A 15841-nucleotide genomic window follows, 5' to 3' on the forward strand; every position below is an offset into this window, starting at 1 on the left:
ACGATAATCCCGCCATATACCTCCACTAAATTGGCATTGGCTTAATTCCATGAACCAAGGGGCCTTAAAGCCCCTTATTTGCAACCATTGAAGCTCATCATCCTATATTAGGTTTTAAGCTAGGCTCTACCTCGTCAATTGTGCGAATTGTTTCCGATCTATCTAAAGTGAAGAAGTTGTTCACTGTTCCGAACGTAACAATTGAAATGATTACATTCACAATAGTTTTCAGCAGGTTATTTAGGAATGGTCCCCAATGCAGGTCTCTTTCCAATACACGTCTTGTATCCTCATCATTTATCAATCCTTCGCATGCTTGTATATAGGCTTGGTTAACCTCATTGATACTCGGATCATTAGTGAAATCTATTACCGTTAAATCAAGACGTTCTAAAGCGTGTCCAAGATCCATTAAATAGCTATTTTGTGTCTCTTCTAAGCGAGCTAATAAAGTATTGGCGACGTCAATTGCCTCTGTCAGAGGATGATCAATTTCATTAATCCTTCCTCTAAGGACATTCAGTGCTGTTGTTATTTTATTGCGCACCATATGGATATGCAGTCCTCTTCTGTTTCTTTCTTCCTGTTGACGTCGTTCCTCTGCCAATCTCCTTCTCTCTGCCTCTGCTTCCAATCGTCTTCTTTCTATTTCGGCTTCTAATTGAGCTAAATAGAGCTGCTCATTACCTATATCCTCATTTAAGGCATGAAGGGTAGTGGGTACGTTCTCGTAATCATGATAAAATGCCACCATGTTTTTGCTAGCAATATCATCAAAACGGACCATTTCATCATACTTATGTACTTTATCTTTTGTGTTATGACTTAGTTTTAAATGTTCGAGACAAATACGTTGCTGTTTAATGATCTCTTTATACTTTTTGACCTGTCCATTATATTCATCAACTATGGGACCCACTTCTTGTGAAATCTCGCTGACTATTCTTTTGACCGGTTCAGAATTCCTTTCTTCTTTGGTTACCATTTGCAGCATTGAAAATAAGAGCGCTAATTTAGAGTCATTTTTGCTCATTGGTCTGTCTGCGAGTTGACCTAGAGGTTGTGCTCCATGAGTATATATCTTGTCTTGTAGTCCTTGATAGATTGTCTCGCATTCATCGATTATTGTTTCTTTTCTACGTTCAATGGTTTCTTGAGTTTGCTCTGCTTTTCTATCGAGAATACTTTGTAGCTCATAAAAAGGCTGAGTCTCCCAATAAGATAAGTTCGAACCATTCTTATAATAACTCAACGCCTTTTCTTCAATTTGAGCTAGCGTGTAATCACCTATGGTTATACCCCTCTTGGCCATCTGGTTATAGCGTTCTGCATTTTGAAAATGCTTCTCAACGATCGCTTGATGTTGTTTCGAACCTGAATTGATGTCTTCAAGCAATAAGTCGATGGCATATAAGGATTCATTATACATCAAATACTCATAGAAGGTTTCCGTTTCCTCTTTTTTATATGCCTTAATAATTTGTTTTTGTTGTTCTAATATTTGATATATTCGCTCATAGGGGACAAAGATGTCTTCGTTGATAAATCCATAGACTCCAATATGACTGCCAAGATATTTTTGCATCATGGATACTGTTTTATCATACTGGCCTAAATTCACTGCAAACTGACGGTAGGTGTCTCTGATCTGTCTATCAGTGATATCAATTTCTATACCATCGGCTAATTCGACCGTATCGTGTAAAGTTCCCGAGAGTCTGCGGTTCTGTTTTTCAGCATGCAGTGCTATTTTCCTTCGAGCCAATTCTCTATCAAGGCCTTTTTGAGCAGCTTTTTCTGTTTGGATAGCCTCTATGGCTTCTTGGTGATATTCGTCTTGTAAGTTTTTAATGTTCCTTATATCGATGTTGTACAGTTGCATATCCAGCAATTTCTCTGTAGTAGACTGACAAAACTCCTCATAGATCTCTTCTAGTTCTTCATCATTGAGCATGACAAAGGGTTCCCATCGACCAGAAACTCGATGATCTCCTATTCGATTTCCTCGCTTGCCCTTTACTTTATCAGCGACGGCTCTTAGCAATAATTTATTATATAAATCATCCATATAACCAATGATCGTGGTCTTTTTATGCTCATCTCTAATCTGTTTTTGAATTTCATACTGCATGAATCCAATTTTCTTGATGGCAAAATCAAATTCCTTATGTCTAAGCTCATCTAAGAATTTAAATTCTTCATCTAAGTTGTTGAATTTAATTCCATATTTTGTAAGTTCACTTTCTAATATGAATAAGTTGGTTTTACCAGGTTTTCCATTTCTTCCAGAGCGACCATAAATTTGTAATACTTTCTCAGGAGTTTCCGGTACAAACGAACAGATTGTTAGAAGACCATCTTGTCCTTTGGGTGTTATATCAATCCCTCGTCCGTCGCCAACTGTTAACGTTACTGTTTTTGGATTTTGAGCTTGTCGTCCGACATGGGTTAATTTCTCCCCATCAGTGAAGTCTTCAGTGACTCCAGGGATAACCATTTGCACGGTATACCCATGCTTCTCCAATTGTTTGATAAGTGCATCACGTCGTACTTCACAGACATTTTTATTATTGCAATACACTAACGCAGGGCCATTATGAGCAGTAATTTCCCTGATTAGTTTCGCTATTAATTGTTCTTCAGTTTGGCATACATGATCATGACCAACTTTTATATCACTGAGTTTTTCGAATGGAACCGCATCTACTCTTTGACTTACTTGATGAGGTGGAATAACGTCTGATTTTCCTCCACCGATAAGCGCTTCATACATCTTATATTTGTTTTTAGGTACGGTTCCTGTAATGCCAATTGATTTACTTCCAGCTTGAGTCGAATAGTTGTTAAAATAAGTGGTTGACTCAAGTTCTGATGGTTTTATAAATTCACTGGGATCGCCAGCTTCCTTATATTCCACAATTGTTTTTTGAATTAAAAATTGATGGATCCCATACATATACAGTACATCGCCTTCAGTGATCGGTTTTCCGCCTTCGGTTGGCACTACTTTCTTTAAAAGTTTCCCGTTTTCAAGCTGATCGATGACTTCGTAACCCTCTCCTTTTTTCAGAACAAATTGTGCAATTATTGCCGAGTCAATTAATATATCAAATTGTTCCTCTGTTTTAGCATCATTGAGTTTGGCAATACGTTTTGCGTAAAACTCTATGCGTTCATTACACTCTTTTTCAACAGCTTCCCTTTTTACCATTTGTTCTTCTGGTGAGAGGTGTTCTTCGTTTTGGTCTACCTCAAATAGTCTGTGTGCAAGTTCTCGTTCAATCTCATGAATTTTATCACCAAATTGCTGGAGTAATTTTACAATCACTCCCTGAACTTGTTGCTCTGGTTTTCTTTTTGCCTCTTTCTTATCCATTTTGGCGACGTAAGCGAGAATCTCCTCATAGATCCACCAATTTTCTTCTTCATTAGGTTTTGACTGTGAATTGATTGCCGGTGTCAAATGAGACATCGTGTAATCATACTCATCATTGAGGTAGATTCTATTGCTGTTATTGATTACTACGTCTTTACCATGACATAGAGCAAAATCATTTCCAGTGGTATGAATGATTTTTGCCTGTAACTTGCTTTTGTCTTTTGTGGTTGCAGAGATGGTTTCGTGCGCTACCCCAAACCATTCGATGAATCGATTATAAACTCCTGCATCTCTACCCGCCAAACTTAAGTTGGATGTCGTGATAACGATTTGTTTCTCTGTAGTGGTTTGCAAAGCGATCGCAATCGCCGTTGCGATGATGGCTTTTCCTTCACCGGTGTTGATTTGCATGGCATATTGATAATCGCCAGCAAGCAGTGCGAGAAGGATCGCATCTACCTGTGTTGAATAGGCGTTTTTCTCCCCATTTCTATACATTGCCTCTCTAATAATGGCTAACAGTTTACAAACGGAGCGCTGATATTTTTTATCTTGCCAAATGTTATCTTGCTTTTGATGCCTCAAGCGAGCAATGTCATGTTTTATTTGTTCAAACTCAGTTTTTAATTCTTCGTCAGAGAGTTTTCTTACTGGTACATCAATCAATCGACCAGCCTCAGCATGTTCAAACGCTGGTAGACGATAACCTAACTCGTTGATGTAAGAAGAGAGAGTGAACAGTAAATTTTTTCTGACTGACTTTTCAAATCCTGAGTCTTTACGAGTAATTTGATCTAATACATCATTCTGTTTACTCATATCAAAGAAGCCAGTTTGATAGGCTAATTCTTTATCATCTACTTGATTATTGCCAAAGAGATCTTTCTTTTTGTGAGGTCGTTTAAACCACGGATCTTTTTCATAGTGGTGAAGCGCTTTAGCGACGTTGTCATTATAACGATTCAATAATTGAACCAAAACATCAGCAGATGGCTGAGCTAATTGAGCTTTACTATAAAACGGATCTAAATCTAATTGCTTATCAAGCAGAATTTGTATGTTTTGGGCAAATTCTTGCTTATAGTGTTCCGCTGGCTGCTCCGTCTTTCTTGAATTCAATGAGACTTCATTTTTGCAAATTTTTGCAATTAAACTGAGTTCATTGCGGTTGCTAAAAGAGAGCTTAATTATCAGTTCTGCATCAAAGGTTGCTATATCGAGTAAATCAGAAAAACTATTGGGATATTGCAGCAATAGCTCTGCTAGGGTGTGATTAATTTCTGTAAATCCATTGATTACCAAGTCGTTGCCAATATTAGTTGGTGATGCTAAAGCCCCCAGGAATTGTAGGTATTGTGGCATGGTAAGCAGAGATTTCGGTATCACGGATCTTTGTGAGTTAGCGAATAAGTTATCAAATAACGAAGCATCAATAGTGTCGATGACGCTCATTAGCTCCATGCACGCTTTAATTTGATTCGTTGTTTTCTTACTTAGTTTCTTCTTGGTATCATTTCCTTCATGACACGTCGGTTCTTGAACTGTTTTTTCGAAAATACTTTGTAAATAACGAAGCTTCGCATTGGCATTTTGAGGTGAGTCTTCTTGGACGCTCTCTAAGAAACTTACAATGCTTTCAATAGGATAGATATGTTTCAACAATAAAGAAGTTACGCTTAATAACTGAGCAGGAGCGATGTTATGTTGGGTATTTCCTATTGGGAATTCTTGTAATATGGGTATTATTTTTTCCAAATTGTCTTTTTTCGTTGTATCAATGATTTGCACAAGAGCCTCATAACTCGCTTTGAGTACTTGTGGTGAGAAAGACGAATCTACGACGCTAACAAATTGATTATAAAAAGTATCAGTCAGCTCGGTGGTACCGAGGGCACGACGGAGGCGTTTTCCTATCAGTGTGTGATAATTAGTTACATAAAGTTTCTTAACTTCTTGAGATGATAACTTGTTTTCGAGTTCCTTTATGCGTAACAATAAACCCTCTTCACTTGGCTTTATTGTTGCCAAGTGTGCTCCACAATCTTGAAGTGCAAATATTACATCATCAAGGCTCTGTGCTGTTAATGCTTTGACATAGAACTCGTCATCCCAACTCTTTCTATTAAACAAATCGCTATCTTGGGGGAATTGAGTAAAATCTATATCAAGGAATGACTGATTCAAATAGCTTAAATGAGTCATATCTAATGAGCGCAGCTTGGATGCAAATTGATTGTATTCTTCCTGCGAGCATGAATCTCTATAGTTTTGATTAAGCGCAACAGTGATTAAAAATAGGGATTGAATTAGGCCTTCTCGGTCATTCTGCGGATTGGCTAAGTAATCAGGATCATAGTCAAAGCACTTAAGGCGTTCAGGAGCATCCCTCATTATCTTTTGTAAAGCAGGTGATAGCGCTTTATTTTCTACGATTAAGCCCGTAGCTTGCTGTATTATTGCTCTATAGTCTGGGGCTTTTTGAGTAAGCGTTACTATGGTATGTAAAGAGGGCATTACGTCACTATTGACCATCTTGCCATTGCTGTCTTGGGTGCTAAAAAACTTACTGACGGCTCCTCCATTAAATATGCCCCAAATGTCTTCACAGCATTTAATAGGATTGCTCTGGTTAATAAGCGCTCTAATATCTTGAGTCATGCGCTCTTTGGTGCTGTTGTTGCCATATGCAGCAAACAGCATGATGGTTGAGTAAAGTACTTTCTTTTGTTCAGCAGAAAAGTATTTATCTTGTATGCTTGTTTCAATGGCGTTAAATAATGCACGATAAAATGCTAGATCTGAATTATTATGCTTTTCGGTATTGCCATTAACCGCAGCGAATACGTATAAGTAACTTTTTAGTTCATCCAGGGATACATTTCGATCATTAGCTAGTTCTGCTAATTTGTTCGTAGAAAAATAGGTTTCTTTCAATTGGCCTTTGTCAAAAGCATCTTCTGCTCTCAGTTGCTTTGTTAACGAGATACAGTAATTATCCATTTCTTTGCTGTACATTGAGCTATTGAACAAGTCAAAGAGCATATAAGCATGAGAAATATTTCCTCCTTCGAAGCTTTTGATTTGCTCAAAGCGATTTCGTGCTTTGATCATGATGCGATACATTTTTCCAAGAGTAATACCGGCATCGGCAAAATCATCAAATGGAAATTGTTCTGGAATCGGGATAAACTTTTGCAGTTTGTCCATGTCTTCCCAGAAACTGGTGAACTGAGAAAACAAGTGGTTAAGGTCAAAATGGGAGTTACTTCGGCACTGAACTTCTACCAGCTTGTTCCACCAATCTATTTTTTTCTGATCTTTTAATTTCGCAAGAGCATCAAAGGTTGCTAGATATCGATGATCATCCACAAACTCGCTAAAATCATTTGAGGTGAGTAAATAATGATCTACTAGCGACTGATAAGTTGTTGGATTTTTAAACTTTAATGCATAAAGTGATTTGGTCAGTAAATCTATACCGGCTTGGCCCCTTTTCGCATGTAACTTATTGATCAATAGATTAATTCTTGTTTGTTGAAATTCATCTTCATAGTTCCCTAGTAATCGGGTAAGAAACTTGTTGCGCTGAATTTCAGGTGCTAATCCATAAGATACCGCCGGAACATTGGTATCCGTTGGACGATGGAAGGGCTTAAAGGCATATTTGTCTTTTTTAATCGCTATTGAGGCGTAAGGCGGAGAAAAGAATAATGTGTTGCGGTTCTCGTTAAAACCATCCCTAGGATGTGGAATGTCTCTTACCTTTTCTTTGGGAACATAAAAAGCTCCAGGGACTAGCTCTTCAACGCTATAACTTAGAGGGCAATAACAATCCTTACTTGCAGGGGAGGCGTCAATAATTTGTTCCATTATCGCAAATAAGTAGTTGATATTGGTTTCAGTTTGAGGGGCGTTGTCTGGACTTTGAAATGGTAACCCAATTAAGCTTTTTAATAGACTGTCTTGTATTGCAAAGCTTACGTCAGGAATCGATGACTTATTGTTTATTTCCAGTTTTGTTGGCTCATAAGGAGCATTATTACTTTGGCGAAGTTGTTGGTTTTGGTTTTGATTTTGGTTTTGATTCTGATTTTGCCCTACTTGCAGGTCTGCATTTTGATTCTGCACATTAGCTAAATTCAATTTTTGCGGCAGATATTTTTCAAGGATTAATCTATATTCTTCATTCTCTTGTTCTTCTGCTACAGGAGATTCTATATCATCATAGCCATGATGGTGGATTCTGGCTTGTATTTCATCGGCTCTATTGCGAGCGATTACTGCTTGTAATGCTTCATTGTTTGGTGAGTTGGTTAAAACGATATTGGCTTTTATTTTATTATCATGAATAAACTGGATAAGTTGTTGTAGGTCTACAATTCCTGCAATTTCAAGCGTGATATTAGGGTTATGTTGCAGAAATTTTTTAAATTTCTCCGAAGCCTTATACACATCCCAATTGTTATTAATTGTAATTTTCGCTTTTCTAAAGGGAACGTTAAAAAAATTTCTCTCATTATTGGGGTTTTTAGCAAACTCGGCTTCGTTAAAAAACTCATCGATTGTTTCCGAAAATGTATCGTATTCTGAGAGTGGCGCTCCGCTTTTTACTCCTCTATAACCAGGAGATCGGCGTTCAAAATTGGGATCACAAAATTCAAAATAGTTTGTTAAATGCTCTGTTCTAATGATGTTGCTTAACAGACTTTTTATTTCTAATTCATGCTCACGTTTGCACACTAAAAAGATATTAGAATTAGGATAATTCCTCATAAAGTGTATAAAATGATCGATGTGCAGCTTAAAATCCTGGTAATTCTTGATCTCTTGTAGATCAATATAGGCATCACCATAGTTGTCAAATTTTGCTAATTTAAATACTACGGGATCGATATCACATTCTTTATCATAACAATTGATGATCTGCTCATGGAGCTCGGTGAGCTCAATATCAACTCTTTGGGCATCGGTAAATGGGCTATTAACGCTGTTATCGTTTATTTTCTTATCAAAAGATATTGTAATTCTGTCTGGAAATTGAATCCGTTTGGTATAGTCGTTTCTAACAAACTGGTAGCCGAAGTTTCCAAAATCGAGCATACGAGTAATTCTATGTCGTCCAATTAGCCATGCCTCTTGGGTTTTTGTTGCTCTGTGTCCATATTGCACGCTTTCATTAAAATTAACGTCTAGATAGCCAAAAAACTGATGGGCGCCTGGTGGATAGTCATTGGGAGAATAGGGATCATTTCTCTCGATCATCTCAATCCAATCACACTCATATTTCTCCCCGTAAGAACCATTTACGGATTCCCCCTTTTTATGACCGATCACAACATAATATTTCATGAATTAGCACCAAAAATTAAACAATATGCTGCAAATTATACAATATATAGATAATTTTACAACTTAGTGTCGCTTTTTTTTACGAATTAGAGGGAAATATAAGGACTTAAAATGGAGGTAATTTGCTTTATTAAGTGAGTTTTTATCCGTGCGAAAAGTACGGTATAGAGAAAAAAATTTCTTATTATCTCGCATTGCTTTTTTTAAAGAGTCAAAAAATTCGCCAAAGCCGTTTTTTCACGACACTTGGAATTTAGTGGGTGACCTAATTTCTTCGGTACGGCAAATTATATGGTAAAAAATAAATTGCGACTTATGCCATAACTGGAACCGGTAAGTTATACAGGCCATATGACAAGCTCATGCTCATTAAGACCTTCAGAAATTGCCTCAGCAACTCCCTACGGTCATATGGCATTAATTCGAGTTATAAGCAAAGCGTTGATGACCGCTCTTGATCTGGCGATTGCTCGAACTGAGATAAAAAATCAGTTAAAGATAACTGATCTTGCAAAAATGAAAGATCTTGCGGTGATAAATAATCTAGAGGAGATGTAAGTTCTGACTCTGATAAAGGTTCTGCCGATGATGAACCTGTTGGCGATGATGAACGCGTTGGCAGTGTGGGCAGTTCTGGTAGTGAGGATACTGGAGGTAACAATGGATTTAGATGCACTAACATATGGGCTGTGGATGAGGGGGCATTCTTAGAAGGGGCACTTCTTTTTCGCAAAATATTGTTCTCTTTAACTGATATCCATACAGCAGGGATATCTTTTATACAGTAAAAAGAATTTTCATCTGACTCTGGATCGGGTATCAATTTATGCGTTGTTAAATTTAACCTGACTTTAATAATAACCGCTTTTGATTTTGTACCGTCTTCAATCATTTCCTTATAACTTTTGGCTGTTCCATATGACGAAGTTAAATGAATACATGGTGGTTTTTCGATAATTGCGGAACCGTTATAGACTTCGGCATAATCTACACCCGTGTCTAAGCCATAAGGATTCTTACCTCTTTGCTCTATTCTTAGTCCTTTCAACAAAATACTGTTTAGATTTGCTTTCGCTGTTGCATGATAAAAAAGGCCAACTTTTTTTTCTGATTTAGTCTTCATTTTGTCCTGATAGGGAAATATTTTATCAACAAATGATACATATAAAAGCTTAAGACATAATTAATGGCCGCCTCTATTTTGAATATTTGTTGGCGTTTAAACAGAGCTATAGATTCTTCCTAAAAATGAATATTTCGAATAATAAATCGATACGGCGCAAAAAAAGCATCTTTTCATAAACGTTCTAGGACATGAAAAATTTGACAGAAATGATTAGGATTGTTGACATAGATATCTCCTAGAGCTGGATGCTTTTCAATAAATAAGCACAAAGGTACTGTAACGAGGTTAATTCATGCGTTCTTTAAGACCAAACAAAGATCAAACTTGATAAATTTTAGTATAGTTAACTATGTGAGAAATGTTCCGAATAGCTCTGAGCAAATTGATTTAGGAACAACAAATTATGATTTACTCGCTCTACCCATCCTCTTGCTTTACGCAGACAAACGCATTTGATTTTGTCCGTAGCGTTCGATTTGATGAGGGGGTACGCAGCACTGTCGCGACGCTTTGGCTCAGGATCTTGGCGCGCAGATGTTGTTGTTCATAAATAAAAGCGAGCCATACTTCGTTTTGTCATGATGAATAATGGTTGGGAGGTGGAGAGTTGCTCCAGCCAATTAGGGACTTCATCTACATATGGACGTGTTCTATATAGGCATGATAATTTTTTTTGAAATCATCACTTTCTCGATATTTTAGCAAAGCATTATTAATTGCTTGTAATAAAATTAGATTTTCTTTATTCACGGCAATACCTAAACCAAGACCGTAACTAAAGGATTTGCCCAGCACGACGAGTTTCCCCGAGGATTGAGTTTGCCAATACAGTGCAGAGGGTTCATCCATAAAGCCGAAATTAATCTTACCACGATACAGGGCATCGACCATGTCATTTAAGTTAGTATATGGGACGGTAATTGGCTTTTTTACACCGATCTTTTTGATGAATTCTGGAAAAACAGAGCCCTCAGTAACACCTATTTTTTTGTCGTTGAACAGGCCTAAGCTAAAGTGTTGCTGTGCATAGGCCTTAGGGCCAATAAAGCGTGCATAACTTACTAGATAAGGTAATGAGAAATTAACCAATTTTGCCCGTTCTGTTGTGATGCCAATGGAGCTGGCAGCTACATCAACTTTTTTGCTATTGACGGCATTAAGGATTTGATTAAAGCGAATCGGAATAAACTGGCAGGTGCGCTCTATCGTGTGGCAAATATACTCCATCATCGAAATATCATAACCATAGAATTGATTATTAGCCCCTTGCATTATAAAAGGCGGGTTAATAGGGTCTACAGCGACGCGAAGTGGTTCGCCCTCTGCTTGCAGTGGTTGTGCAATAAAAATTAAAAGAGACAGTAGACACAAAAACCATTTCATTCGATCGATCCGCCAAAATAATAGGGTATGGGTTATGATTTATTGGGAAATTTAATCAAATTATAATGCTTCACTGTACACTCAACAACTCAGATTTGTCTACGCTCTGTCTGTCTTAATGGTGTTAACTTAACGTGAGTTTGAGATAAGAGCATGGGAAAATGTAGCTTGGGAGCACAGCGGAGCAATCCAGGGGGGACGGTGAGGTATTGAACTTTATCATATACATCAGGCTATACTTAAAATAAATAACTGAAAAAATTTGATAATGACACGAATTTTGGTTGTACAACATTCTCCTTATGAACCATTGGGTATCATTATTCACACCTTAAAGAGGATGAAGCTGCGTGTGCGTTATGTCAATTTTGCCAGAGACCCACATCAACGAGTCGATATGAATCGTTATCATGGCATTGTTGTTCTCGGTGGCGCCATGCATCCCAGTGAGATTGACTTGTACCCTCATCTAATTCACGAAATAGAATTATTGCAGGTAGCTATTGCTAAAGAAGTGCCCATATTAGGCATATGTTTAGGTTCACAATTGTTGAATTTGGCTTTAGGAGGGCGCTGTTATGCTTTAAACAAACCTGAATTTGGATGGACAAAGATAGACAAATGTGGCGAACACGAGTTATTTAGACCATTTGAGCAGCCAACACATGTTTTTCAATGGCACCAATTTGCAAACCAGATAGCCCCAGGAACAAAAATCCTTTTGGAAAACAGCCGGTGCGTTCAAGCGTTTTGCCACCGTGATAATATCATTGGGCTGCAATTTCATTTGGAAGTCGATGTCCACTTGCTGCGACGTTGGTTAGAGCATCCAGAATATTTAGAGCATTTGCGACGCCATTTACAACCAGACGATATTCATACCATTCATGCACAGACCAAGCTCTATTTATTCCAGTCAATGGTTGTCGCGAGAGGGTTTTTTGCTGAGTTTTGCCGCTTATTTAATAAGAAAATCTATGCCTTGTCGTCACATACAGCAGGAAGGGACTTGTTTTAAGTAAAAGAACCCAACCAATCTACCATTACCTACGCAGTTGAACCAATTAGAAATAAGATAGCGGTCTATTCCGGGATGAGGTCATTTCAAGCTCTTATTTAAGAGCAAATAGCAACATTAGTAAGGCATCAGGATAAGTAATATACTGCTCGTGGTAAAAAACAACTAATTTTGGGAACGACTATGATTAATAAGGAAGAGTTAAGTCAATTAGTGAGTTTGGATGCTGAAGAATTTATGCGGAGGATTAACGAGGAGCCATCGAGATTCTCTTTAGAGTTTGCGAAGCACCTGGATGCCCAAGATCCGCTTAAAGACGAGTTAAAAGACTGTTTCGAATTGGGTGAAGTCACCGCATTTGCTGGGCACTCATTAGGCCCTGCATTTCGACCTGCTAAGGAAGAAATTGCAAAAACGTATAATCTGCAACGTGATAAATTACATGCAGGCCATTTCCCCGAGACTAAAACTGATGGGGGTAATTGGTTTGATTGTGATATAGATGAAGAAGCGCTGCTAGCCATGCAGAAAATGTTAGGTTTTGCTGATTTATCGGAGTTTGTTTTTACCCAAAAGGGTCTATCCGATAACTTAGCTAACCTACTTGATACCTTTTACAAACCCCTGTTAAAAGATTGGCAGCGGGGACAAACCAAAATTTGCCATTTAGCTACAGAGTTTTTTTCAGACCAAGCAATAGTACATTCAATTATTGCTCGAGGTATTGATAATGCTGCTGGCTTTGAAGTGTTTGATGACAAAACAAAACCGGAACCCGGTGCGTTAATTCTCAAACTTCAGCCTGATAAGAATGGCTTATTTTCAGAAGATAAGATTATTGCCGAGGTGAAAGAACACGCCCATGAAATTCAAATACTACATTTATCTGATGTCATTTTTGGGACTGGGCAGCGCTTGGATATTCCCTACATATTATCTCAATTACAAGATGAAATTGTAAGCTACGATATTAAAGTGGGACTTGATTTTGCCCACACTGTAGGCAATAGGACGATTAATCTGGCCGCATTGCCTCTAGTCACTTATGCGGTGGGTTGTGGTTATAAACATTGTGGTGGTACTGCCGGTAGTGGTTTTGGCTTTTATGTCAATAAGAAAGCAGATTTACAACGTTATAAACCCATTCAAGGTTGGAAGGCTGCCCTTTCAAATCAGGTCTTTGCTCATATTAATGGCTTTAACCCTCAAATTATGTACCAATCAGGGGCTTGGGCATTTAGAACAAGCAATGTATCTCCAGTAGCCATTGCACCAATACAATCCTTTATAAAAAAAATGAGTGCCATTGGTTGGGATAGACTGATGGTGAAGTCAGAGTGTTTGACCCGCTACTTGCAAGCCAGTTTAAACGAACACTTAGGCGATAAAATTCAATTTATTACTCCCGGCAATCCTAAACAACGTGGAGCAATGTTGGTCTTTCGCGTGAACGGAGTCACTGATGTACAGCAAATTGAAGAGTTATTAAAACAGAAAAACGAGCTTGGTCAATTTGAGATTGATGTCAGAAAACCTAATAATATCCGCGTTACTGCTCATTATGGTTATACCCAATTTACTGACATCCAGCGCTTTGTCTGTCGATTAAATCAAGTGATTCAATTTGCTTTGACTGAGCAGAAAAATAAAGAGGCGATCACGCAGGAAATTAATAAGTTGACTGTGGTGAATTATGATAGCGTTTCCGAGTTATTGCCAAAGCTACTACAAGAAGGCAAATTAACTTTAGACCATTCTATTTACACTCCCTTAGATCCTACTTCAGATAAGTCCACCAGCATTGGCCGTTATCTCGTTTATGATCATCCTGATAAAGATAATCCTTTTTCCATATGGGTATTTGCCTTTGCTCCACGACAAAAGACTTCCATTCATGATCACCAATATAAGGGAACAGTCATCGTTCTTGAGGGACCCATATCGGAAAAATATTATCAGCCTACAGGAGAGAATACGGCTCAATTAATCCGAAGTGCCGATAGACATCGTTTGGATTATAATCGCGATAATTTAGACAGTAATTTTGTGCATCAACTCAAACGCAGAAAAGGGGTAGGTGATGGCACCAGTGTGACTTTGCATATTTATAATATGGATGCTTATAGAGTAACTCCTGAAGGAACAAAGAGTGCTAATAGGAATTTGCTTCGCATTTACTCTAACGATAAAATCGCTAAGAAGAGTAGTCTTCCTGATTATCGTCAGGAGTATCCAACAACGTTAAGGGATGGGCCACTAATGAAACCTATATTAGCAAGTTGTAGCGGAATGTATTCCGTGTCTCACCCAGATGAAGAGGAACAATACTTTGTAACCTTTCAATTAACCTTTGCGGAGAGCGCTCCCCACGGCCGTCTTACCATTAAAACAGACAAAGACCATAGAACTGCAATTGAATCACAACTCGAGTTGTATGGCCAAAGTGGCGGCCATCAATTCGAACCATGGCAAGAAGCATCATGGCAAAACGCATTGCTGAAGGCCTGGATTCGTTACACCAGTGTTACAGGATATTGTGCCGCGATAACTAACGATTTAGTGTATGAATTACAAGAGCGCGAAGACAATAGCTTTGGCTATGAGTTGACTCTTGAAAGCCAAAAAATAGCAAAATCCATGTATCCTTCTGGAACTATGATAAACGAAGATGGTAGTGAAGCCCATGTTGTAATGGTTCCTGAAAGTCAACCAGAATGGTTTGTTCAACCTACTGAGGCGCTGCAAAATTGTAATGGCAGGGGTATCGGGTGCTTGGATATTCTGTTTGCTTATATTGATTTTCGTATTGCTTCCGGATTTATGATTGCTTTAGGTCTTGTTGCGCTGACTGTTGCTTTTACCTCATTAAATGCAGCCACATTGGGTGTGGCTGGAGTTGTTGTAGGAGGTCTTGGCCTGGCTTCCATTGCCTCTGGTATTGGCTTCTTTAGGGCGGGTTATGAGTGTTCTGACAAAGAGCCGGAGCCTGAACTGAGTCTTAACAGCATATGTCCTTCTGCATAACCTCGATAGATAGACCTGTCCCCGCATTTTTCAGCAGGGACTTGATGTCGTTTCGATGAATTTTATAGCTAGAATATAATTGCTTCTTAATTTTTATAGGGCTATCGTATGGACTCTGAGCGCCATATCAAACCTGAGTTGATTATTTTTGATAACGATGGAGTGTTAGTTGATAGCGAGGTGATATGGCATGAGCAATGTGCTTCTTATTTTGCCAACAAAGGTATTTCTGTCAGCATAGACGATTCGATTCAATTTTTTTATCTTAGACAAGAAAATATTCTGGCAAAAATAATAACTAGTGACGATGTGAATAGGATTCGAGCACTCACCGAAAACGCGTATTTAGTTCAATTAAAGGCTGTGTTGGGAATTGAACAAGTATTGCAAATGTTGGTGAATAATGATTATAAAATTTGTGTCGCCTCCAATGCTGATAAACCCTATATTACGCACACGCTCTCTCTAACCCATTTGAACTCGTATTTTGATGAAGACAATCTTTTTTCCGTCGACATCGTAGAGAAAAGAAAACCTGCGCCTGACTTATTTCTACATATTG

General features: G+C 38.2%; 5 protein-coding genes and 1 pseudogene. 3 read left to right on the top strand and 3 right to left on the bottom strand.

The window, feature by feature from the left end; all coding sequences use genetic code 11:
* Positions 1-97: 97 nt before the first annotated feature.
* The 3 genes from LFA_RS01065 to LFA_RS01075 form a co-directional block, all read right to left on the bottom strand.
* Positions 98-8728: a hypothetical protein gene (locus LFA_RS01065; RefSeq protein ID WP_045094550.1), complete on the bottom strand. Its 8631-nt coding sequence runs from the start codon at positions 8726-8728 to the stop codon at positions 98-100.
* A 427-nt stretch (positions 8729-9155) separates the two neighbouring features.
* Positions 9156-9851 (bottom strand): hypothetical protein, encoded by a 696-nt coding sequence (locus LFA_RS01070; RefSeq protein WP_045094551.1) that lies wholly within the window; start codon positions 9849-9851, stop codon positions 9156-9158.
* Positions 9852-10487: 636 nt separating this feature from the next.
* Entirely contained in the window at positions 10488-11237 is a 750-nt protein-coding gene (locus LFA_RS01075) for a transporter substrate-binding domain-containing protein (RefSeq protein WP_045094552.1), read from the bottom strand.
* A gap of 268 nt (positions 11238-11505) precedes the next feature.
* Between LFA_RS01075 and LFA_RS01080 the strand changes: the two genes are divergently transcribed.
* The 3 genes and pseudogenes from LFA_RS01080 to LFA_RS20570 form a co-directional block, all read left to right on the top strand.
* Positions 11506-12255 carry a type 1 glutamine amidotransferase gene (locus LFA_RS01080; RefSeq protein WP_231865883.1) on the top strand — a complete coding sequence of 250 codons (750 nt, stop codon included), beginning with the start codon at positions 11506-11508 and terminating at the stop codon, positions 12253-12255.
* Positions 12256-12438: 183 nt separating this feature from the next.
* Positions 12439-15279, top strand: coding sequence for a kynureninase/PvdN C-terminal domain-containing protein (locus LFA_RS20120; protein ID WP_065814352.1), 2841 nt, complete (start codon positions 12439-12441; stop codon positions 15277-15279).
* A 108-nt stretch (positions 15280-15387) separates the two neighbouring features.
* Positions 15388-15837 (top strand): annotated as a pseudogene (locus LFA_RS20570) (HAD family hydrolase); the annotation flags it as partial.
* Between the last annotated feature and the right edge of the window lie 4 nt (positions 15838-15841).

Source organism: Legionella fallonii LLAP-10 (assembly GCF_000953135.1).
Classification (GTDB): Bacteria; Pseudomonadota; Gammaproteobacteria; order Legionellales; family Legionellaceae; genus Legionella; species Legionella fallonii.

What these genes read in the sequence shown, in the direction of transcription:
- LFA_RS20120 (WP_065814352.1), top strand. Translation starts at nt 12,439, where the DNA reads ATGATTAATAAGGAAGAGTTAAGTCAATTAGTGAGTTTGGATGCTGAA.
- LFA_RS01070 (WP_045094551.1), bottom strand. Translation starts at nt 9,851, where the DNA reads ATGAAGACTAAATCAGAAAAAAAAGTTGGCCTTTTTTATCATGCAACA.
- LFA_RS01080 (WP_231865883.1), top strand. Translation starts at nt 11,506, where the DNA reads ATGACACGAATTTTGGTTGTACAACATTCTCCTTATGAACCATTGGGT.
- LFA_RS01065 (WP_045094550.1), bottom strand. Translation starts at nt 8,728, where the DNA reads ATGAAATATTATGTTGTGATCGGTCATAAAAAGGGGGAATCCGTAAAT.
- LFA_RS01075 (WP_045094552.1), bottom strand. Translation starts at nt 11,237, where the DNA reads ATGAAATGGTTTTTGTGTCTACTGTCTCTTTTAATTTTTATTGCACAA.